The 21,544-nt window shown below is 68.7% G+C and carries 20 protein-coding genes and 1 pseudogene; 9 read left to right on the top strand and 12 right to left on the bottom strand.

What is annotated here, in order from left to right; genetic code table 11:
* Positions 1-374: 374 nt before the first annotated feature.
* Positions 375-614 (top strand): hypothetical protein, encoded by a 240-nt coding sequence (locus tag AB5J50_RS01645; protein ID WP_369254202.1) that lies wholly within the window; start codon positions 375-377, stop codon positions 612-614.
* 287 nt (positions 615-901) lie between these two features.
* Here AB5J50_RS01645 and AB5J50_RS01640 read toward each other — a convergent pair.
* The 3 genes and pseudogenes from AB5J50_RS01640 to AB5J50_RS01630 all read right to left on the bottom strand — a co-directional run.
* Positions 902-1,168: pseudogene (locus tag AB5J50_RS01640) on the bottom strand (Tn3 family transposase); the annotation flags it as partial.
* Positions 1,169-1,307: 139 nt separating this feature from the next.
* On the bottom strand, positions 1,308-1,997 hold the full coding sequence (locus AB5J50_RS01635; protein ID WP_369254200.1) for a hypothetical protein: 690 nt from the start codon (positions 1,995-1,997) through the stop codon (positions 1,308-1,310).
* Positions 1,998-2,117: 120 nt separating this feature from the next.
* Positions 2,118-3,458 (bottom strand): NF041680 family putative transposase, encoded by a 1,341-nt coding sequence (locus AB5J50_RS01630; RefSeq protein WP_369265272.1) that lies wholly within the window; start codon positions 3,456-3,458, stop codon positions 2,118-2,120.
* 302 nt (positions 3,459-3,760) lie between these two features.
* Here AB5J50_RS01630 and AB5J50_RS01625 point away from each other — a divergent pair, with 302 nt between their 5' ends.
* Positions 3,761-4,684, top strand: coding sequence for a hypothetical protein (locus AB5J50_RS01625; protein ID WP_369254198.1), 924 nt, complete (start codon positions 3,761-3,763; stop codon positions 4,682-4,684).
* 381 nt (positions 4,685-5,065) lie between these two features.
* Positions 5,066-5,197 (top strand): hypothetical protein, encoded by a 132-nt coding sequence (locus AB5J50_RS01620; protein WP_369254196.1) that lies wholly within the window; start codon positions 5,066-5,068, stop codon positions 5,195-5,197.
* A 1,031-nt stretch (positions 5,198-6,228) separates the two neighbouring features.
* On the opposite strand, the gene AB5J50_RS01615 is transcribed toward AB5J50_RS01620, so the two are convergent.
* The 4 genes from AB5J50_RS01615 to AB5J50_RS01600 form a co-directional block, all read right to left on the bottom strand.
* The gene (locus AB5J50_RS01615) at positions 6,229-6,423 is read right to left on the bottom strand and encodes a hypothetical protein (RefSeq protein WP_369254194.1); all 195 of its coding nucleotides are present in this window, start codon (positions 6,421-6,423) and stop codon (positions 6,229-6,231) included.
* A gap of 127 nt (positions 6,424-6,550) precedes the next feature.
* Positions 6,551-6,868: a CPCC family cysteine-rich protein gene (locus tag AB5J50_RS01610; protein WP_369265271.1), complete on the bottom strand. Its 318-nt coding sequence runs from the start codon at positions 6,866-6,868 to the stop codon at positions 6,551-6,553.
* 127 nt (positions 6,869-6,995) lie between these two features.
* Positions 6,996-7,316, bottom strand: coding sequence for a hypothetical protein (locus AB5J50_RS01605; RefSeq protein ID WP_369254192.1), 321 nt, complete (start codon positions 7,314-7,316; stop codon positions 6,996-6,998).
* Positions 7,317-7,320: 4 nt separating this feature from the next.
* Positions 7,321-7,476 (bottom strand): hypothetical protein, encoded by a 156-nt coding sequence (locus AB5J50_RS01600; protein ID WP_369254190.1) that lies wholly within the window; start codon positions 7,474-7,476, stop codon positions 7,321-7,323.
* Positions 7,477-7,966: 490 nt separating this feature from the next.
* On the opposite strand from AB5J50_RS01600, the gene AB5J50_RS01595 reads away from it, so the two are divergent.
* On the top strand, positions 7,967-8,773 hold the full coding sequence (locus AB5J50_RS01595) for a hypothetical protein (RefSeq protein WP_369254188.1): 807 nt from the start codon (positions 7,967-7,969) through the stop codon (positions 8,771-8,773).
* A 355-nt stretch (positions 8,774-9,128) separates the two neighbouring features.
* On the opposite strand, the gene AB5J50_RS01590 is transcribed toward AB5J50_RS01595, so the two are convergent.
* From AB5J50_RS01590 to AB5J50_RS01580, 3 genes are all read right to left on the bottom strand, one after another.
* Positions 9,129-9,452: a transcriptional regulator gene (locus AB5J50_RS01590; protein ID WP_369254186.1), complete on the bottom strand. Its 324-nt coding sequence runs from the start codon at positions 9,450-9,452 to the stop codon at positions 9,129-9,131.
* Positions 9,449-9,928, bottom strand: coding sequence for a hypothetical protein (locus tag AB5J50_RS01585; protein ID WP_369254184.1), 480 nt, complete (start codon positions 9,926-9,928; stop codon positions 9,449-9,451). Before AB5J50_RS01585 ends, AB5J50_RS01590 begins: the two co-directional genes overlap by 4 nt.
* Positions 9,929-10,385: 457 nt before the next feature.
* Positions 10,386-12,812, bottom strand: a complete 2,427-nt coding sequence (locus AB5J50_RS01580; RefSeq protein WP_369254182.1) for a SpoIIE family protein phosphatase — start codon at positions 12,810-12,812, stop codon at positions 10,386-10,388.
* Between the two features lie 656 nt (positions 12,813-13,468).
* Here AB5J50_RS01580 and AB5J50_RS01575 point away from each other — a divergent pair.
* Entirely contained in the window at positions 13,469-13,699 is a 231-nt protein-coding gene (locus tag AB5J50_RS01575) for a response regulator transcription factor (protein WP_369254180.1), read from the top strand.
* Between the two features lie 539 nt (positions 13,700-14,238).
* Here AB5J50_RS01575 and AB5J50_RS01570 read toward each other — a convergent pair.
* Entirely contained in the window at positions 14,239-14,751 is a 513-nt protein-coding gene (locus AB5J50_RS01570; RefSeq protein ID WP_369254178.1) for a hypothetical protein, read from the bottom strand.
* A 96-nt stretch (positions 14,752-14,847) separates the two neighbouring features.
* Positions 14,848-15,201 (bottom strand): helix-turn-helix transcriptional regulator, encoded by a 354-nt coding sequence (locus AB5J50_RS01565; protein ID WP_097228359.1) that lies wholly within the window; start codon positions 15,199-15,201, stop codon positions 14,848-14,850.
* Between the two features lie 169 nt (positions 15,202-15,370).
* Between AB5J50_RS01565 and AB5J50_RS01560 the strand changes: the two genes are divergently transcribed.
* The 4 genes from AB5J50_RS01560 (at position 15,371) to AB5J50_RS01545 (ending at position 21,538) form a co-directional block, all read left to right on the top strand.
* Positions 15,371-16,717: an aldehyde dehydrogenase family protein gene (locus AB5J50_RS01560; protein WP_369254176.1), complete on the top strand. Its 1,347-nt coding sequence runs from the start codon at positions 15,371-15,373 to the stop codon at positions 16,715-16,717.
* A 516-nt stretch (positions 16,718-17,233) separates the two neighbouring features.
* Positions 17,234-18,346, top strand: a complete 1,113-nt coding sequence (locus AB5J50_RS01555; protein WP_369254174.1) for an alkene reductase — start codon at positions 17,234-17,236, stop codon at positions 18,344-18,346.
* A gap of 1,039 nt (positions 18,347-19,385) precedes the next feature.
* On the top strand, positions 19,386-20,072 hold the full coding sequence (locus AB5J50_RS01550; protein ID WP_369254172.1) for a DUF402 domain-containing protein: 687 nt from the start codon (positions 19,386-19,388) through the stop codon (positions 20,070-20,072).
* Positions 20,073-20,974: 902 nt separating this feature from the next.
* Positions 20,975-21,538 carry a hypothetical protein gene (locus tag AB5J50_RS01545; RefSeq protein ID WP_369254170.1) on the top strand — a complete coding sequence of 188 codons (564 nt, stop codon included), beginning with the start codon at positions 20,975-20,977 and terminating at the stop codon, positions 21,536-21,538.
* Positions 21,539-21,544: the final 6 nt, after the last annotated feature.

Here is a 21,544-nt window from a genome sequence, read left to right as displayed (position 1 = left end):
GGGAGGGTGGGGTGTTCCCGACGGCACATGCACTCTCGATACCTCCGCGGCGCTTCGACGCTTCGCCGACGCTGCGGACTGGGATGCTGTCCTCACCAGCTTCCGCGGAGACCCGGCCCATCCGACGGTCTTGCCTGAAACTGGCCTCCCAGACGACGACGTAGCGGAATTTGGTGACACCATCTGGCTGGATCGCTGAGCATCTCTGCGATTGCGCGTCGGGCGCCCCGACGTCGCTGTCCGCCACGGGTCTTCGCTACGGGGTGCGTGTCGTTGGATTCATCGCGGCGCGGGCCCAATCTCCTTCTACCTCCCTCCGAGGCCATGTACTGCGGCGGCGGTACGAACCGGCGCGCGCCAGTTGCAGTGCCCGAATGCGGGACACCACGGCCAGCGAGGCGGGTGCGCCCCGCGCCTGGCTGACCGACGCCGCACGCCTCCTGGACGTACATCCCGAGGCCCTCGCCGCCGAACTGGTCACGACCATGCTCACCAGCGGCGCCATAGTCCTACGCGACGGCCGCCTGTACGCCGCCGCCGACCACACCCCTGTAGCTCCCGAGGCGTTGCGCGTCCCCTACCCACGAGCCTGGCCGGCGACCGAGCTGCACTGACACGTGGCGGAACCAGGGGCGGGCGAGCAGCCGGAGGCCCGCTCGGCCGCCCCTTACCTGTCCGATCCGGTCAAGGCGTGCTCCGGCGCCAGGAACGTCCCCGCCGCCGCATCGGCCGCGAAGTCCGTGCCGCGTCACGCAGTAGGCCGTGGACGTCGGCGTACTGCGTGACGAACCGCGGCAGCCGCCCCGTCCGCAGGCCCACCATGTCCTGTCAGGCCGTTTCCGGCCTCATGGCTCGGTGATTCGTGTCCTGCTCGCCGCTCCGTCGGAGCAGTCCGCCCGGGTCAGTCGTGCCCGTCGTCGTCCTCGTCCAGCTCCGGTGCGTCCGGGTCGCGCAGCGGGCGCAGGCCGACGCCGGCTGGCATCGTGGCGGTGAAGCTGTAGCGGCCGAGGACGTTGAGATTGCGGTGCTTGAGCGGGGAGAGTCGGGCGACGTCCTCATCCCGGACCTCGTGGCCCTCGGCACGGAGCTGGTCAACGGCGGCGTCGAGGTACCGCGTCGTCCACAGCGCCACGGCGTTGAGGACCAGGCCGAGGGCGGCGAGCTGGTCTTATCCGAACTACCGAGAGGAACCCTGAATGACGTCGGGAAGGCGGGGCCGTGTGCGGAGGGTAATGGGAATAATCTCGCTTGAGGCAGCGAGTCGGGCGTGTCGCGGGCGACTGGTCAACCAGGCGACCGTCCGGCGCTCACCGGGTGCCTGAGCGTCCATCCACGCGCCGGAGGATGTCCTCGCTGAGCCGCCACCGATCGGTGTCGCGGCGGAGGCGAGGCCCTCGCTGGGACCTGATGACTTCGGTTAGCTGCCTTAGCTGCGTCGCGTCAAGGTCGTCAATCATCCGCGCAGTGAGCAGCATCGCGTGATACTGCTCGAATGGGCTGCGCGAGTGCTCGATAGCCGCGAGCGCGGCCTCGAAGTTACGCAGCTCACGGCTGGCTTGCATCATGGCTAGGGCAGTGACGCGTTCCTCGTCGCTTCCCTCCTGCAGCCAGCGCAGGACTTCGGCTGGCTCGAACGGCTGCTCCTCTGAGAGACGGCGAGCTCGGGAAACAACCTCTTCCATTGCGCGGGTGCGCTCGGGACTGGGGCGCATCGAGCCGCGCACCGACTGGTAGTCGGCCGCAATGGGCCCCGCAGCGTCCAGCAGGGCCTGTGCCTCCGCGCGCAGCTGGTCGGCCGTGGTGGTATCCCCCTGACGTTCGGACTCCTCTGCTAGTGCGAATCTCTCCGCTGCTGCCGCGCGGAGCCTAAGCGTGGCTCCACCGAATTCGAAGCTCTCGATGCGGTCGCCGAGCAGAGCGAGAACAAGCAAGACGCCGCCGAACGCAAGCAACACCCCCGTGCCGGTCCCATTCTGGGTCACGAATACCGCGAACACCCCCGTTCCGAAAGACGCTGCACCCAGCAAACCCGTGAGCACACGCAGGACGGGCGTGAACGGGGACGACCTTAAGCGACGTTCCACCGACTTCTCCCCTTCATTTCGGATGGCAGGAAGCTACCGCGAGCCGCGTGCCCCGGGTCGTAAGACGTCGATGTCAGGGCGTGAGGCATCCATACTGGATCGCCCCGTCGAGGACCGGAAGTTGGGCATGCCGAGGTGGACAGTGGTGTGCCGGGCAGCGACGTCGCGCATGGAGGCGAGCTTCTGCTCGGCGGCGGCGAGGCGGAGTTGGGTGTGCGCGGTGATGACGAGCCAGGTCCAGCGGTCCGCCGCCTGCGGGTCACGCAGGCGCGGCCGGGTCCAGCCGGGCGTCTGCTTGAACAGGTGAAATGTATGCTCCAGGTCGAATCTTCGCAGGTAGCACGACCAGACGAAGTCGACGTCGTCCGGGCTGGCCCCGGTGGCCGAGGACCACAGCCATACCGGTGGCGCGTCGCGGTCGCCCGGCAGGTGGTCGACCTTGAGGCGGATCAACGTGCCCTCGATGATGGGGAGCTCGCCGTCGTGGTCGATCCAGGCGGAACGCTGCTGGAGTTCCGGGTGGAGCCGGTCCCATGCCCGGGCTTCGGCCTTGCCGTAGCGGGGTGTGTCGTTCACCGTCACCACCGACGGCTCCGGCCGGGTCTCCGGCTTCGCGAGGCCGAACTCCTTGCCGTGCTTGGGCGGCCGACCGCCTTTGGGCTGGTAGACGCGGAGCGGGTCCGGGAGCCGCAGGTTACGGTCCGCGGGCAGGCGGCCGACCAGTTCGAGGGGCAGGTCCCGCCGCAGCCAGGCCAGGCGCATCACGTCATAGCCGACGTCCATCACGATCAGCATGTCCCGGTCGCCGGGCCGCCACTGGCCAGCGGCGATGAGGCGTTCGGCTACCTGCCGGAGCTGATCGGCCGTGACGGCCGCGACGTCGTCGGCGGGCCCGAGGCGGACCGTGTCCAGCACGGCGGTCCACGAGGTGCGGTCCGGGGTGAGCGCCGCGACGAAGGAGTATGGCCAGCCCGGGATGATTTGCGCGGCCGCGCGGGAACGGCCATGGACGTGGCAGAACAGCCGCTCCGGCGAGCACGCGGCGTCCGACCGCAGCCACGGGGAGACATCCACGGTGAGCGCGATCCGCCCGTTGAAACGCGGTAGCGGCAGCGACACCAGAAGGTCCCGTAGCTGGTCCAGTTTCAGGCGGCCGTGGTTCAACGCGGCGTACAGCGAACCGTAGCCACGCCGGTGTTCAGCGATCAGCGACAACTCCACTGGTGTCCTCACCGGGCCATCCGCGCACAGTAGTGCGTCGGTCAGTTCGAAGAATGCATCCGCCCGCGCGGACAGACACCCGTGGAAGGCCGTCCGAAAGCGTGGCAGTTCCGCGAACACGTCCCGTTCGCGTATCCGTTGCAGCACACTCATCACCGCGGCTTTCTTCGTGAACACCTGGATCTCGTCGCGGAGTTCAGGATCACGAGAAGGCCGTGCCCGCGTCCGGCGATCACCCGATCGAGCGACCATCCCGGAGTCGATGATCAAGCCTGACGATACGGAACAAGATCAGGTGACTCTCACCTTGATCGGTCTGTCTGTGGCGCAGTGGAGGAGATCGGGGCGACAACTGAACGAGAGGCTGGAGCCCGCCCGCAGGGGCCGCGGGGCGGCCTCTGCTGAAGATCCGCTGGGACGCTAATCTCCGAGGCGTGGCTCAATTCCCTCATCCCATGCAGATAATCACGCGGCTCGTTGACGGACGCATCTGTGCCTATGACCTGGCTGCCGATGCCAGAGGCGTACTGTCGCCGGTCATGGTCTGTCGGCCGTCTCCCGATGACGTCGTCGTCGATCACGCCGTTGCCGCCGGCCTTCAGCGCGCCTACTACACGACCCTCAACGCAGTCGTCTGCATGAAGGCAGACGGGGCCGAGGCCTGGCGGTCGCAGTTCGAGCCACAGTCAGATCAGCAACACGGACATCGGCCCAGCTGTGTGCTGTCGTTGAACGAACGTGTGGTGTGGGTCTACCGGCCTGATGCCATGGCTGGCCGTAACCGCCCCGACCAGTGGGTCGCCCTGGACGCCGAGACCGGGGCGGTCATCGCACAGGCGGATCTGCAGACCGTCGGGCACGGCGGGCAGCAACTGCGGCACCCGGCGAGCGATCAGGTCCTTCTCGATGTAGGGGAAGGGCAGGACGGCTCGGTCATCTACCGCGCGTCGCTGACCGGGGCCCGGATGGATCTCATCGGCTATCCGTGGGACGACCGGTGCCTCATCGACCTGTCGCCCGACGGGCACCAGTTCATGACCGTTCACCACGAGCAGGCCGACATCGCCATCCACACCTACCCCGACGGCGAGGTGAGGTTCGCTCTCTCCGTCGACGCCTTCGGACACAACCCCGACGAGATCTACGTGGAATGGAGTGGCGGCTACCTGAGCCCGGACACCGTCATCGTCACCCTCACCGGCGAAACCGAGGATGAGCAGGAGTGGTTCCGCCATTACCGCGTAGATGTGCGCTCTGGCCAAGTCCGAACGGAGTTCGACGCCCGCACGGACAACCCCTACGACATCCAGCCTCTCGGAGACGGATCCTGGCTCACCACAGATGCATCCGGTCACCCAATCCGCTGGACCGACTCATAGAGGCTCCCGTAGCTGAACTTGGCGAACGCTTGTTCCTCAGTGTTCCGGATGACCATCCGGACGTTAAGGAACAAGTTCAGTGTCTGTGTCACATCCTCTTTGCACAGGTCGCCGCAGGTCCGGCGCCCGCTCGATCGGTTGCGCCTTGCTCGGCTTCGAGTTGAAGTCGTCGATCGGGTTGGGCGGCGCCGGCGTAAAGCCGGGCGGGTAGACGGCGCCAGTAGCGTCGGGGGCCGTGGCCCGGCCCGGGGCGCTCCGGACCCACTGCTCTCCGGCGTAGGCCACTCGACAGGCGGGCTCGGCGCGAGGACGAGGGCCCCCTGCCCGGTGTGTAATGATCACATCAATGCTGGCCGGGGGGTCAGCGCGAAAAGGGGAACGATGAACATCTCGAAGCGTGTCGCCGCCATTCTCGCCACGGCAGTCGCCGCACTCGGCCTCACCATCGGCGGCCTCACCATCCAGGGCGGCGACACCACCAACCAGGCCGGAACGATCATCAGCCGCCCGTAACGATCGTCAACTGCCGCGGCCCCGGCCCTCCCCGGGGCCGCTGTCGGTGAACCTGGTCGGCAACTGGGGCACATTGAAGTCCACGCTGTGGTGGGCACAGCAACCTGAGAAGCTCTATCACGTCCTCTTTGCGCAGGCCGCCGCAGCTCCGGCGCCCGCTCGATCGGCTGCGCCCGGCTCAGCTGCCCGTACCGGGAGGATGCGACCGAAAGGGGGGCGACCTTTTGGGGGAACGGCTTTCTGTCTACGCATCTCGTGGTGCGGAGAGCCCTCACCATCGAGCCCGAAGGGTGCCGTTCCCGATGAGATCCACGAGACCTGTTCGCCTCGCCGCGTCCGCCGTCCTGGTGACGACGTTGTCCCCCGCAGGTACCGCACAGGCGGCGCATCCGCCTGCGGCCCGCTGCATCGCTCCCGACGGAACGGACCGAGCTGTACGGGATCAGCCGGCGCATCATCGGTCGCCTGTCGAGTGGCCTATGCCGGACAGGAGTGGGTCCGGAGCGCCCCGGGCTGGGCCACGGCCCCCGACGCTACTGGCGCCGTCTACCCGCCCGGCTATACGCCTGTGCTGCCCAACCCGATCGACGACTTCAACTCGAAGTTCCGCGGCGCCAACTATGTGCAAGATGCCGGCACGCCTCAGGAGAAGACCGTGAGCGCCGGCCGGGAGGTCCTGCGCACCGGCTTCATCGAGGCGGACGGGCTGCCCCTGCCTCGCGTTCCGCCTTCCTCTCGACGGTCCGAACCGCCCCGCAGTCCTCTTTCTCTGAGTCCGCCGCAGTGGCACGGCCAGCAGCTCACACGGCGCCCCGCGCAGCGCACAGGCTTCGAGATCTGCCCTCATCCTTATCAGGTCGATCATCGTGGGTTCTTGACCCTGGGAACTCGCTGTCCTGCGGCGTTGGGGCGATCGCTGGAGTCTGCTCCGATGCGCACCCGTCCGCTGCTGTTGGTGTCAGCCACTGATGTCAGCTGTCGGGTGGGGACTTGACCACAGGATGGCGACTACCCCGTCTGGACGGGGCGGACTAGGCCTCGGGGGCTGCGGCGCTGGAGTTCCGGCGGCCCTTCACGAGGTGGAACAAGGTGCCTGCAAAGAAGCCTGTGACCACTAGAAGAAGGATCGCGAGGACTCGCACGAATACGTTGGAAGCGGCCGTGGCTTCGATCATCACATTGATCACTGCAACGATACCGGCGACCACGAACAACCAGCGTGGCACGCGTGTCCCTCCCTATGTCTGGCAGTGCCCCCTCCTGCGCGCAGCCTACAGACGCTGTGCTGCTACAGGCCCTCCGTCCACAGAGGTGTTGATAAGCGCCGCTGCCCTGCTTGACGCACAGGGGGCCTCACTCCCATGCACTCTTCAGGACGCCCCTGCCGTAGGTTCGCCCGCTGTCCAAGCGCTCATCAGCGCGTGGCTCGCGAACATGCTTACGGCTCCCTTGGTCGCACGCTCCGAAGGCGCAGTAGTTCCCCCGGGCCTGGTTCAGGCTCAGGGAGCCGTTCGGGCCGCCTCGGACGACATCGGCGTCATGGTCGTCCTGCCCGTCGTCCTCCCAGAAGCAGACGTCACAGATCTCGAAGCCTCCTCGCTCGCGCAGGGTGAGATACCCACAGCAAGGGCATTGATATGGCCCGGCTTCCGGGGCGCCAGTGATGTTCATGAAGGGTTCGAGCATGACCGCATTCTGGCTGATCAGGCGACGATGCGAAGCTTCAGAACGATTGCGACCATGAGCGAGACACCAAGGTTGGTGGAGTCTGATTCGAAAATCCCCCCAGCGCTGCAGTTCAGACCGGTTCCGCTGACTGGAGGGACACTTGATGACCGAGCATGTTGAGCTGGCTGACCAGACGGCGCGTCTGGCGCGCCCGGCCCGTTCGCTGGAGGAAGTAGTCCGCTCCGAGATCGGCGTACTCGGTGTCGTTGGTGAGCATGTGCCCGATCGAGTTCAAGATCGTGTGCCCGACAGCGACCAAGGCCCGCTTCTTCCCACGGCGGATCGCGATCCGTTTGTAGCGGGACGCGAGGTAGGTGTCCTTGCTGTGGGCCGCGGCGGTGGCGGCGAGTCCGAGAGCGTTCTTCAGCCACGGGTCGCGAGGGGGACGCACCTAGCTACGGGTCGAATCCGCCGGGTCCTTGCTGCCCCTCGACAACGGCACGGTGCAGCATGCCGCTCAGCCGCCAGACGACGGCGATTGTCAGCGCGGCGGCTCCGATGTGCAGACCATCGCTCAGCATCCCCTGTCCCGGCACGGCACGCGTCACCATGCGAGCCCCCACCCCGTCCGTCCGTCGACTGAGATCGCGGAGTGTGCCGGTCTGCCGGGGTCCTGAGTGGATGTTCTGCAGGCCTTCATCGGATGTGACGCCGGGTCAGCTCTGCGGCGGCTGATGCTGGCCGGGGCGGGACCGGGTCCGGCTGCTGCACCCCCGCCGCACCGCCGCACCGCCGCACCGTGTCGGGCCTGCGTGTCCTGACGCACGGCGGAGTACGGCGACGGCAGGTGATCACCCCTGGATGATCGATGACCCGACAGGCGAAGGGTTCTCCATCACCACGCGGATGTGGGGTGGCTGTGTGGTGTGGGGTTTGTGTGGCTTTACGTGGTGTTTTTGGATCCGTCAAGTCCCGAGCCCTCGGAACGTGAACGGGTTCGGTGATTTTGGCCTACTTGAAGTGCGGGCCTCACCGGAAACACCGGAAAGAAAACGAGGCACCCGGGGCACGGAAAGTGCCTTTCCCTTTTCAGGAGGAATCGTGAGCCGTATGACCCGCAATGACAAGGATGCCCGTTCCAGGCGCCGGCTGGGCCTCGCGACGGTGGTGGCGTCGGCCGTGGCGGTCGCCGGAGGCGTCATCCTGCCGGCCGCCGCCGCTACGGCGGCCCCGATGTCCGAAACGTCGGTGGGGGCCATGACTCCCGGGCACAAGCACGGCAAGGACAAGTGCTGGAAGAAGCATCACAAGGGGCACAAGAAGGGCTGCTGGGACAAGCACCACAAGTTCTACCGGGATGGTCACCACACGTACTACTGGGACGACTACTACGACGTCTACTACGTAGTGGAGCACCACAAGAAGTGCTACTTCTGGGACTCCCACAACGACTACCACTACTGGGACAAGCACCACGAGGATCACTACTGGGACACCAAGGACGAGGACCACTGGAAGGACAAGGACGAGGTCGAGAAGATGCCGGATTCACCCAAGCCCGCTCCGGCTGACCCCGCTCCGGACCCCGCTCCGGCGGACCCCGCTCCGGCGGACCCCGCTCCGGCTCCGGACCCCGCGGACCCTGCTCCGGACCCCGCTCCGGCTGACCCGGCTCCGGACCCCGCGGACCCGGCTCCGGCGGACCCGGCTCCGGCTGATCCGGCTCCTGCTGATCCGGCTCCGGACCCCGTGGACCCGGCTCCGGACCCCGTTGACCAGGTTCCGGCTCCGGACCCCGTTGACCCTGCTCCGGACCCGGCTCCGGTTGATCCGGCTCCGGATCCCGTTGACCAGGTTCCTGCCCCGGCTGACCTGGCTGCCCCTGCTGAGGTGCTCCCGGTTGGGTAGGGCGTGGGTGGCGGTGACAGCGGTGACGTCTTTTGGCCGGCTCTCGCTGGTGGCCCGGACGGGTGTGTGACGGCCGGGCCGTAACGCCCAGGGCGGCGGGGTGGAGGCTTACTGAGGCCTTCACCCCGCCGCTTTGTCGAGTTTTTCGGCCTCTGGAAGGGGGAGAGTGCTCGTGTCCGGAGGGTTCTGGCGGTGTTCCCTTGTCCTGGCAGTGGATTTCCGGGCTGTCGTCTGCGGTGCCGTGTGCGTGGACACGGCACCGGATGCGGCGCCCGGTGTCGACGTGCTGGCTGGTCTGCAGAGGTAGGTACGGGTGAGTGTGCAGAAGGTTTGGTGCTCCAGCCGGGCTTGGTGGTCAGTTGCGTGGCCGGTCGCCGGCGGGGCCGGTGGACGGGGCGTTCGCGGTGGCCACGATGGCCTGCAGTGCGGCTACGTGGCCCTGGAAGGCGGCTCGACCGTCGGTGGTCAGGCGGGCCCGTACACGGCGTCTGATGGAGCGGTCGACCGTGACGTAGCCGGCCTGCTCCAGCGTCGAGAGCTGTTTGGACAGTGCGGAGTCGGATAGAGCGAGCTGGTCGCGAAGGTAGCCGAAGTCGGCCCAGTCGGCGGCCGCGAGCAGGGAGACGATGGACAGCCGGGTGCTGGGATGGATCAGCTCGTCGAACCGTGGCGTTGTCATGATGCCGCGCCGGTCCGTACGGCGCGGCGGCGTGCCGCGGCCGGCAGCAGTGGCCCGCCCAGGACGAGCACGACCGCGGCCAGGACGGCCGCCCCGGTGACCGGGTGACGTGCGCCGTCGGCGTTCAGGATGAGCGCCGCGGCGATGGTGACTGCGACCAAGGCGACCAGACTGCCCAGCACCCAGGCTGCCAGCCGTGGGCCCGCGATGTCGGCGCGGACGCTCATCCGGCCGGTGCGGTGCCGTCCGTTGACCACCCGGGGCGCGATCGAGGAGTGCGCGGCCCCGAAGGCGAGCGTGACCACAGTGGTCACCAGCGGATGACGGAGGTCGGCGATCACGCCGAGCACGATCCAGCCTGTGGCCAGGCCCGTCCAGTACCAGCGCGGCGCGTCGATCTCGTCGATCACCTTGCGGCGGGATCGCTCCACGGTGTCCAGCGCGGCGCGTGCCTGCTCGGGTGTCAGCTCGTCCATGACGCCTCACTTTCCCGTTGGGAAAGCCAGTATTGACTTTCCATATCGGAAAGTCAATCTGCCGGCGGGACCGGGGACTGGGGTCCACGCGGCTACCGCAAGATCGTGCGCCTTCCACACAACCGGGATCACCAGGCGGTGGTGATACCGATGCTCTGCACGTTCGCCCGCCCGTACACGGCTCTGCACGTTCACCAGTACGCCGGCGCCCGGCGCGAGCCGTGGGTGGCCGCATGGTCTGGGTTTTCGCCTTCCGGGGGTGTGGGGTGGTCCGCTCGCTGATCGGGGATGCGGGTTGTGCCGGTTTGCGGGGTGCGGGGGAGGGCTGCGCGCCAGGGGGGAGTGGAGGGAGGGGCGGGGGTGGGAGGGATGGTGTGGGGCGGGCGGGGGAGATGTGTTCCGGCGTGTGTCGCCGGTTTGCCCGGCCCGGGTGGGGTGGGTTGGGGTGGGGTGGTTTTCAGTTGGTGGTGAGGAATTGTTCGGCCCAGACGGTTTTGCCGGTGGGGGCGTGTCGGGTGCCCCAGCGTTGGGCGAGTTGGCCGATGAGGAGCAGGCCGCGTCCTCCTTCGTCGGTGGTGCGGGCGCGGCGCATGTGGGGGGCGGTGCTGCTGGAGTCGAAGACTTCGCAGGTGAGGGTGGTGTTCTCGTGGATGAGGCGGAGTTGGATGGGTGGGTGGCCGTAGCGGATGGCGTTGGTGACGAGTTCGCTGACGATGAGTTCGGTGATGAAGGCGGCGTCGTCGAGGTGCCAGGTGGTGAGCTGGGTGGTGGCGTGCTGGCGTGCCTGGGCGACGATGGCGGGGTCGGAGGGCAGGTTCCAGGTGGCGACGCGGTCGGTGTGCAGGGCGCGGGTGCGGGCGATGAGCAGGGCGATGTCGTCGTCGGGGCGGTGGGTGAGCATGGAGGTGAGGATTCTGTCGCAGACGGTGTCGAGTGTTTTGGCGGGGCGGGCGAGGGCCTGGAACATTTTGTCGAGGGCTTCGTCGATGTCGTGGTCGCGGGCTTCGAGCAGGCCGTCGGTGTAGAGGGCGATGAGGCTGCCTTCGGGCAGTTCGGTCTCGAAGGTCTCGAAGGGCAGGCCGCCCAGGCCCAGGGGCGGGCCGGCGGGGACGTCGAGGAAGTGGACGGCGCCGTCGGGGGTGACCACGGCGGGCGGTGGGTGGCCGGCCCGGGCGAGGGTGCAGCGGCGGGAGACGGGGTCGTAGACCGCGTACAGGCAGGTGGTGCCGATGCCTCCGGCGCTCTCGGCGGCGCTTTCCGCGCCGGCTTCTTCGGCGGACAGGTGGATGACGAGGTCGTCGAGGTGGGTGAGGAGTTCGTCGGGGGGCAGGTCGACGTCGGCGAGGGTGCGTACCGCGGTACGCACCCGGCCCATGGTGGCGGAGGCGCGGATGCCGTGGCCGACCACGTCGCCGACGACGAGGGCCACCCGGGTGCCGGACAGCGGGATCACGTCGAACCAGTCGCCGCCCACGCCGGCCTGGCTGCCGGCGGGCAGGTAGCGGGTGGCGATGTCGAGGGCGCCCTGGTCGGGCAGTGTGTGCGGGAGCAGGCTGCGCTGCAGGGTCATGGTGGTGGTGTGTTCCCGGCTGTGGCGGCGGGCGTTGTGGATGCTGACGGCGGCCCGGGCGGTGAGTTCCTCGGCCAGCCACAGGTCGTCCGCCTCGAAGGGCTCGGGGTGCTGGTGGCGGCTGAAGAGGGCCACGCCGAGCGTGGTGCCGGCCGCCCGCATCGGCACCACCATCAGCGAGTGGGTCCCGCTCTCGCGGATCCAGGCGGCCTGGGGGTCCAGGGCCGCCCACCGGGCGATGGCGGCATCACTCACCTCGTACACGGCGCCATGGCCCTGGGCCAGGCACTGGGCCACCGGTGACAGCGCCGGGTAGCGGGAGGTCTGCCCTGCCGTGAAGGGGGGCAGCGGGCTGTCGCCGGGGGCCGAGCGGACGGCGGTGCGGTGCAGGGTGAGGGGCCCGGCCCCGAGGGCGGGCGGCTGGCCGTCGTGCCCGGGGGCGTCCAGCAGGTCGACGGCGGCGAAGTCGGCGAGGCGGGGGATGGCGACGTCGGCCAGTTCCTGCGCGGTGCGCTGGACGTCCTCGGTGGTGCCGATACGGGTTCCCGCGTCGTGCAGCAGGAGCATCCGCTGCCGGGCGAGGTGCTCCTGCTGTGCGTGGTGCGCTGCCAGGCATACGGCGCGCACCCGGCCGCCGGGGTCTTTCAGCGGGGCCAGCGAGGTCGACCAGCCGTGCTCGGCGCTGACCCCCGTGGGGCGGAGGTAGGCCTCCAGGTGCTGCGTCTCTCCGCTGTCAAGCGCCAGGCGCATCTTCGCCTCGGCCTGATCGCTCACGGGGTGCGGCGCGAGGTCGCTCAGGCGCAGCCCGCGCATCTGGTCCTCGGTGAGCTGCAGCGCACGCTCCATGCCGGCGTTGGCCCGCGTCAGCCGCAGGTCCGTGTCGAAGACCGCCAGGATGCAGGGGGACTGGCGGAACACCCATTCCCCCAGCGCCTGGTCGGCGGGTGGGAGCGGCTCGCCCGCCACGGCGGACACCACCAGCCACTCGGCGACCGGGCCGTGCGGTATCCGGCGGTGCGCGAGCAGGTGCTGCTCGAGGCGGTGGCCGTCCCGGTGCCGCAGTGCCACGGTGCCGCTCCACCGGGGGAGTGCGGCCGCATCCCGCCATGCCTGCTCGCCGGCGTCCTCGGCGAGCAGGCGTGCGGCGCTGTGCCCCACGGCCTCCTCCGGCGGGTAGCCCAGCAGCCGCCGGGCACCCTCGCTCCACCCCGTCACGGTGCCCTGCTCGTCGACGACGGCCGTGGCCGTGTAGGCCGGCCCGGGCAGGGCGTCCGCCTGCGCCTGCTCACCGCCAGGGGTGGGACGTCGCTCCATCGCCGCTCATCTCGCCCTTCGGGAACCTGCACGGCCGGGACCCTCCTGACAAGCATGATCCTGGGGGACACGGAGCACCAACCCGGCGCCGTCACCCGAGCCCTGCCCAGGCCCTGCCCCAGGACGCCGGGCGGACCGCTCACAACCCGCCCGCCCGCCCCCACCCACCTCACCCCGCCTCACCCCACCCCGTCTCGCCCCGGCGGTGGGCACGCTGTGCCGGTGGCCCCGGCGGCGTTCACCGCCGGCCCCCGCCGAAGGGGAATCTTCAGAGCGTGCGCAACGGGTGGCAGCCGGCCCGGCCTTTCCGCGCCGGGGCACAGAGCACTGTGCGGGATCTTCCCCGGGCAGGCCAGGGGGAGGCGGCCGGGCCAACTCCGCAGGCCGGCAACCCCGTTGCGGGGCTGCGGAAGACGGCCCTGGGTGCCGGTCGGGGGCGGCAGATCATCTCCGTAGCGGTACGGCTCTTCTCTGTGACGCACGGTAGCGCGCCTGCGGGATGTGGCCTGTGACACGCCTGTGACAGTCGGCGGACACGGTCATGAAGTCCTCCGGGCAGTCTTTTCAAAGCGGACAAAAGGCAGTATTCGGGCATTTGTCCTCTGCTTCCGAGGGTGTGAGCAGTGATGACCGAGCCGACGCGCGGAGGAAATCCCATGAGCCTCACACTCGCCACGCCGTACACCGAAGCCCCCGCACCTGCGCTGGCCCCGCGTGAGCTGGAGACCCTGCGACATATCGCCTCGGGCTGCACCTACCTGCAGGCGGCCCGCCACATGGGACTCTCCCGGCACACCATCGACGCCTATCTCCGCCGCATCCGGGCCAAGCTCAACATCAACACCACGGCCGAACTCACCCGACTGGCCATCTCCCTGGGACTGTGACACCCGGCCGCACCGGACCGGAAACCGCCCACAGGTGATCGGGCACCCCTGCACGCCCCCCGGGCCTATGTCACGCTGCACCGCCGCCGCTCACCGGCCCGGGCCGAGTCTCCCCGCCTCGGCCCGGCCCAGTAAGCAGCGGCGCGTCCCGCAAGAGCTCCCGGAACCCGACGCTGCACAACAGCCCGCGCTCCCGGGGATGCCCCGGTGCACCCAGGCAGGGGACGCCCACCTCCGCAGCGGGAGCACTCCGATCCAGATGTCCACAGCCCGCTCGTACGAGGGGACGATCGGGCTGTTCCTGGAGTACCTGCTGGATGCGCGCTACCAGGATTCATTCGCAGCGCTCCGGCATTCAGGGCTCAGCAGAGTCATTCAGGCCGGGGCTGAGGCGAATCTGATGGTGGCGATGCGGAGCGCCGCGATGGCTGGTCGCAGTGGAGTCGGTCTCCCAGAAGTCGGGTTTGCCCTGCGACATGGGGGAGTCCGGGGATGTGTGACTTGCACCGGCTGTCAGTGCAGGTCACAGGGTATGCGGGTCATCTGCCGGCATCCAGCCGGAGGGCGAGGTCGTGGGCGGTGGCGCTGGTGAGGTCCCCGACGAAGGCCCCGACGATTTCGAGTCGGCCGCCGGTGATCGAGGAGGTCACGTAGGGGTTGCCCCAGAGCTTGCCGTCGATGACGATGGCGAATCCGTTGCGCGGGGACGGGGCCGCGGCGATGGAGCCGGTGAGGGCGGCGAAACGGGTCCGGTCGGCGGGGCTGAGGGTCACCTCGACCTGCCAGGTGCCGTCGATGGTGCTTTTCTCAGCCTTCGCGGAGGTGACACGGACGTCGGTCATGCCCCTGGCCCGGTCGGCGCGGATGCAGAACGCCGGGTGGGCCGCGCTCGCGTGCACGGTGTAGCCGCCGCTGCCCTGGGTGCAGGCGTGCTCCGCCTCCGCCGACGGGGAACCGGGTTCGGCGTAGTACGTCGCCTCCGTGTAAGCGGGGACGTCGGGGCCGGTGGCGTATCGCCTTGCTGGGGCACCGGTTACTGCCGCTCGGCGCACGAGGTGTTGTTCGACGTGATCGATGCCAACCGCAAGCTGGACGCCTGGCTGCGGTGGGTCCGGTTCGTCGCGGCCACGGAGGGGTGCCCCGGAGCGTCAGGCGCACTCGGTGTTCACGTAGGGCTCCACGCGGCCGACGCTCTCCTTGAGGACGAGGTCGAGCAGTCCGGGGAAGCGCTGGTCCAGATCTTCCTTGCGCAGAGTGTTGAAACGGCGGGTGCCGACGTCGTGCTGCCGGATGAGACCGGCCTCGCGCAGGACGCGGAAGTGGCGGGTGAGTACGGACGCGGTGACGTCCTGCGTGAAGCCGCTGCAGGCCAGACCGGGGGAGACGGAGAGGGTGACGACGATGGTGAGCCGGGTCTCGTCGGTCAGCGCGCTCATGATCTTGAAGAGGTCGAGGTCGTCCGTGTCGGGGTGGACGAGGGGTGACGAGGTGCGACTGGCCATGAGGAGAGAATAACCCCTGCCTCATGTTCGCGTTGGTGCGTACATGGGCTACAGTGAAGGCACGGATTGACCCTTCATCCGTCATCCACCGGGCTGCCCATCACCGGTACTACGGCATGCCACGAACGCCTTTGACGGCGCGGCCTGCATCAAGAACGGAGCACACCCCATGACCACAACACAGGCGACCGAGCCGAGGACCCACCGGACCGAAACGGCCGCGGAGGTGGTCGGCCGCCTTCGTGCGACGTTCAACACCGGCCTCACCCGCGGACTGGACTGGCGCGTCAACCAACTGCAGCGGCTGCGGGCACTGCTGGTCGAGAACGAGCAGGAGCTGATCGAAGCCCTCTGGGCTGACCTGAGGAAGAACGCCGCCGAGGCCAAGATGCAGGAGATCGACTTCACCGTTGCTGACATCGACGAGACGCTGGCGAACCTCGAGAGCTGGCTTGAACCTCGCCCGGTGGAGGTTCCTGCCCACTTCGGTCCCACGACAACGGCCTACACCACGTACGACCCGCTCGGGGTCGTCCTGGTGATCGCTCCGTGGAATTTCCCGCTGCACCTGCTCATCGACCCCATCATCGGCGCGCTGGCCGCCGGGAACACCGTGGTGGCCAAGCCGAGCGAGATGTCTGTGCACACCTCGGCGGTCGCTTCACGTCTCCTGCGTGAGTACTTCGACGCCGATGTGCTCACCGTGGTCGAGGGAGGCGCCGAGGAGACCACGGCCCTCCTGGCGCAGCGTTTCGACCAGATCTTCTACACCGGCAATGGCACGGTCGGCCGGATCGTCATGGCCGCAGCCGCCAAGAACCTCACCCCCGTCACGCTCGAACTCGGAGGCAAGTCACCGGTCTTCGTGGCCCCCGACGCCGACGTGGACGAGACCGCGAAGCGGCTGGTCGGCGCCAAGTTCGGCAACGCGGGGCAGCAGTGCATAGCCCCCGACTACGTTCTGGCCGATCCTGCCACCGCCGCCGCACTGGTCCCCGCCCTGCGCGCGGCGGTCGACGCCCAGTTCGGCACCACCCCGCAGACCTCAGCCGACTTCGGCCGGATCATCAACGAGCGGCACTTCGACCGGCTCACCCGTCTGCTGGACTCCGGCCGGGCGGCGGTGGGAGGCCAGCACGACCGCGACGACCTGTTCATCGCACCGACCGTGCTCACCGATGTCGACCCCGCATCGCCGGTCATGCAGGAGGAGATCTTCGGTCCGATCCTCCCCGTCGTCGAAGTCGCCGACCTCGATGCCGCCATCGCCTTCATCAACGAACGCGACAAGCCACTTGCGCTCTACGCCTTCACCACGTCCGAGGCCACCAAGTCGCGCCTCGTGAACGAGACTTCCTCCGGCGGCGTCGCCTGGGGCCAGCCGGTGATGCAACTGCTCATGCCCGGCCTGCCTTTCGGTGGCGTCGGCGAAAGCGGCATGGGCCGGTACCACGGCCGGTATTCCCTCGAGACGTTCAGCCACCTCAAGGCCGTCGCGGACGTGCCGCTCAACTAGGCCCGCGCCTTCGTGAAGCAGGCTGTCCGATAGGCGATCGGCCGGCGGAAGTGCCTCGCCGGTGCGAACGAGGATCGCTGAGATCGCTGTTCCCGCCACCGCCGGAAGCGCGTTCCAGGTGAAGCCGTGTATCGGTCCTCTTCGCGGGGGCGCGACGAGGGAGCCGGTCGCGGCGCGGCCTGCAGACACCGATCCGTACCGACTCCGGCGGCGGCACCCGTGACTTCGTCACCTGGCTTACTGCTGATCGTGCGCAAGGAGCGAACGCCCGTACCTCGGCGGGCAGTTGCGCTTGACCGGCGTCGACGCCGACGCCGACGGCATGCAGCTCTCACCGCGTTCGCCCCCGCGTTCGCCGCCAACACCACCCACACCCCGATCGCAGTCCTGGAACCGCGTCACCGTCAGCGGGCCCGCGCCTGCCCGAGGACCGCATCCGCGCCTCCGCCGGGACAGCGTGGACCCCTGCGTCGCAGAACTTCACCCCGTTTTCCTCCGTATTACAGAAAGAAACCCATGACTATCAACATTTCAGAAGTTTCGTCCGCTCCATCTCTTTTCTCCCCCGTCGCCCTTGGGAAGATCGAGCTCGCCAACCGCATCGTCATGGCACCGCTGACCCGGGTCCGGGCCGGTTCCTCCGGCATCCCCGGGGACCTCATGGTCGAGTACTACCGGCAGCGGGCGAGCGTCGGAATGATCATCACCGAGGGCACCTACCCCGACCACGCGTCGCAGGGGTATGTCGGTGAGCCGGGCATCGCCACCGACGAGCAGGCGGCCGGCTGGCAGCGGGTGTTCGAGGCGGTGCACGCCGAGGGCGGCCGCATCGTCCTGCAGATCATGCACGCCGGCCGCGGCACCCACCCCGACATCAACGGCGGCCGCCGCATCCTCGCCCCCAGCGCGATCGCCATCGACAATAAGACGTTCACCGAGAAGGGCGAGCAGCCCTACCCCGTACCGGAAGCGATGACCACCGCAGAGATCCGGGCAGCCCTGGAGGACTTCGTCGCCGCGGCCCGCCGGGCCATCGAGGCGGGAGCGGACGGCGTGGAAATCCACGGCGCCAACGGCTACCTGCTCCAGGAGTTCCTCTCTCCCGCGGCCAACCAGCGCACCGACGAGTACGGCGGCTCGCCGCAGAACCGCGCCCGCTTCGTCGTCGAGGTCGTCACGGCGGTCACCCAGGCCGTCGGTGCCGAGCGGGTCGGGCTGCGGATCTCGCCGGAGGTCGACCTCGGGGACGTCTTCGAGACCGACCGGGACGACGTCCTGGCCACCTACGGCACCCTGATGGACCAACTGCGCCCGCTGGGCCTGGCCTACCTCTCCGTACTGCACACCGAGCCGGGCGGCGACCTTGTACAGGAGCTGCGGCGGCGCTTCGACGGCAAGCTGATCGTCAACAACGGCCCCTTCGGGGGGCAGACCACCCGCGAACAGGCGCTCCAGCAGATCGAGGCCGACCACGCCGACGCCGTGGTCGTGGGCCGGGCGCTCATCGCCAACCCCGACCTGGTCGAGCGCTGGCAGGGTGGCCACCCGGAGAACGAGCCGCGGCCGGAACTGTTCTACGGGCCGGGCGCGGAAGGCTACACCGACTACCCCTTTCTCGAAGCGGCTTGAGGCCCACGGTCACGCCTGTCCATGCGGCAGCCCCACTCACACATGGACAGGCGCCCGACCGGCGACACTGTGCCCGCCTCTTTGAGCCCGCGGTCACACCGGCGATCACCGGCTCGAGGACCGTCGGGTCCGTCAGGGCGTTGACGGTCCGCAAGTTCCTGGTCAGCAGCCTGCGTTCGGTGACCTCGTCGAGCACATCGCTCTCGTGCGTGGCCACCGCGGCGGCCTTCGGCCACAGCTGACGCCTACGACAGTTTTCCGGCGGCGGCCCATCCACCAGGTCCGCCTTCCGTAGGGGAGTCCTTCGCCGATATCCATCCCCGCTGTACACCGGCGCCCATGCCGTCCAGCCCGAACGCTGGGAACGAGGGTGACGAAAGGGGCTGTCGATAGGGCGGGATCTGGACGGGGTGGTGGACCACTTCACCCTGCCCTGCGACGAGGCGGGCTGGTTACGGAACAAAAGCGGCGCCACCTGGTTGGGCTTCGCCGTCCAGCTGAAATTTTGCGGCGGCGACCTCGGAGGCGGTTCTCGAGCTACTTGGCACCTGATTCGCCGCTCGTTAACAACTCCCCAACCGACGCCACCACTGGTCCAGGGCCCTTCACGCCGGAGGGCCCTGAGCCATGCCCGCAGTGGACAACGGACAGAACGAAACCCCATCCATAACTTCCGCTCTCCCGCCCAGCCCGGCCGCAGATCGGGCCCGGACACGGGTGTGCTCAGCATCGGCTCCGGCAGCGTCCACGTCATACCGAATGCCTTCCACCAGGCCCGGTACGCCACCTGGGTGGCTACGACCGACCGTGGTCGGGTCCGTGGTCGCACCCCGACCACGGACCCGACCACACAGAGCAGACCGCCGGCCACGCTGCTGATCAGGTGTCCGAAGTCTGCAGCAGCGCCAGGCGCCGCCGCGGGCAAGCCGAAGGAGGCCCTGGGCGAGCTCTCCCGCGAGGCGGCTTGCCCACGAGCCCGGGTCGGCGCTGAGCTGCTACCCAGGCCAGGCGTCGTGGCCGTAACGGAGGAGGTGAGCCGGTGCGCAGTTTCGAGGCAGGTCAGACGGCCGTACGGCGCGATGTGCACCGCAGCGGGCGGGTGTGGAGCGAGCAGGCGCTGCGTGTCGTCGCCGACACGGGCGAGGCTCTGGTGACCGCGTGCGCGCCGGGAGCGGAGGCGCGCTGGCCCGCCCTGTATGCCAAGGCCCGTGCCGACGGCGACCGTTCGGTGCGCACGGAGGCGTTCGAGGCGATGGCGGCGGGGGAGTGGGAGCTTGCGGACAGCCGGTGGCAGGAGACCGAGCTGCTGCTGTGGAAGCCGCCCGGCGTGTGGTTCAGCGTCAACGCCTTCTTCGTCCCCGCCGACGGTGGGCGCCGGCTGCGGAACTGGTACGTGAACTTCGAGCACCCGACGGTCCGGACCGCCAACGGGTTCGACACCTTCGACTTGACCGTGGACCTGATCGTTGACCCCGACCTGAGCCGGTGGCAGTGGAAGGACGAAGACGAGTACGCCCACGTGCGACGGCTCGGCATCATCACCGACTCCGAGCACCGGGCTGTCGACGACGCCCGTGCCCGGGTCCTCGCACTCATCGAGGAACGCTCCGGTCCGTTCGCGAACGCTGCCGGGTGGGCGTCCTGGCGGTGGGAGCCGGCCTGGCCCACCCCGCGTTTGCCGCAGCCGGCCCCGGCCGCGAAGGGGGCTGTTCCCGAGGGCGGCTGAACCGTTGTCTGGACAGTTGCTTTCAGCAGGGGACCGGGGTCGCACCGAAAGTGAGAGCACCCCGAACCGGACACTGCTTGTTCTCGCAGATCAGGCACGGCGGGCAAGCTGCCCTGAGACGACGACACCTCTTCCCCCACGCGACAGCCGAGAGGGGAAGCGGTGTCCGTTGTCGGCCGGCTACGCCGGTCGGCGGCTACTTGGAGGCGTCCGATGGCTTCCGTTCGTGATGGCGTTTGAGCGCGTTGCGGGCCGTGAGGACCTCTGCAGGGGCGAACTCGCTCCATTACGTGTGCGTGACGATCGGCTCGGCGAGTTCGGCTTCCCGCGCCCGCAACCGGGCAACCTCCGCTGCGTCCTCGGGGATCCAACCGGGGGAGGCGGGGCAGGACGCCTTCCGCCAGGCGTTCTCGTGGCTCTCCCCGGCATCCAGCGGTTCGGCCGACCACGGCAGCAGGGAAGGTCGTACGAGGCTGCCACGGCCTAACGGTACTGCTGTTCGAATCGTGCTCCGGTCCGCCTTGCGGCAACATCTCCTGCGCCAACCTTTGCGCCTTCCCCTGCGGCATCTCTTGCGACTTCTCTTGCGCGAGCCTTTCTGGCGTCCTGGAGATCGCCCAGGTCACCCCAGAGCACGAGGCTATGCAGTGGATGGCCGCGCAGCGACGCCTTGCGATGGCGGAAAGAGCGAGGGCACCCCAGTTCTGAGCTTGTCCTTTATGGTCCGATCCGGTCGCGCTCGGCGATGTTCTCAGGACGTTCCCGGTTTTGCCCACGCCGTAGCGGGGTGCCGGTTTTTGGAGCGGGGCGGCCATCTCGGACCGCGCCGTAAGGGTTTGGGTGCACGGGCAGGGCAGGTGAGACGGGGGCGAAGGCGCCGGAACCCGCGGCGGACCCGAATTGTGGCCACGGTCGCGCAACGCAGCGTTGCGCGACGACAGCTTGCGGGGACGGTAATGACCAGCGCGGGGCTAAAAGCAAGGACAGCGATGAATAGCAGCACTGACCGTGTCGCGGACCTCTTTGCCACCGACGAAGTCCGTAACCTCTTCGCCCTCGCCCTCCCCGGCTACGAGCCCTACCCCTTCTCCGAGTTGGTCCACACGGCCCGCGATCGGCTCACCGCCACCCCGGCTCACAGCGTTGGCATTCTCGCGCGGGAACTCCGGCGTGCCGGCCTCGCCATCCATCAGGCCCGCAGCGCAGGCCAGCATGCAGGAGAAGACGCAGCTCAGCTCATCGCATTCACACGGTCTGGCTGCAACTGGTGGGCGAGCACGGTGGATCACGACGGACCTGCGCTTGTCCAAGCCCACCTCATCGACCCCTGCGAGCAACTGCTCTCCGCTGGCAACTCTGACGAACGTGACGACGGCTACGCGGCACTGCGCGGACTCGCCACCCGACTCGGATCTCACAGCGGCTTCACGTCTCGATGGGCATTGCACATCGACGACGGCGCGTAACGCGTG

The sequence above is a fragment of the Streptomyces sp. R35 genome, from assembly GCF_041053035.1.
Classification (GTDB): domain Bacteria; phylum Actinomycetota; class Actinomycetes; order Streptomycetales; family Streptomycetaceae; genus Streptomyces; species Streptomyces lutosisoli.
This window is presented reverse-complemented; position numbering and strand designations above follow the sequence as displayed.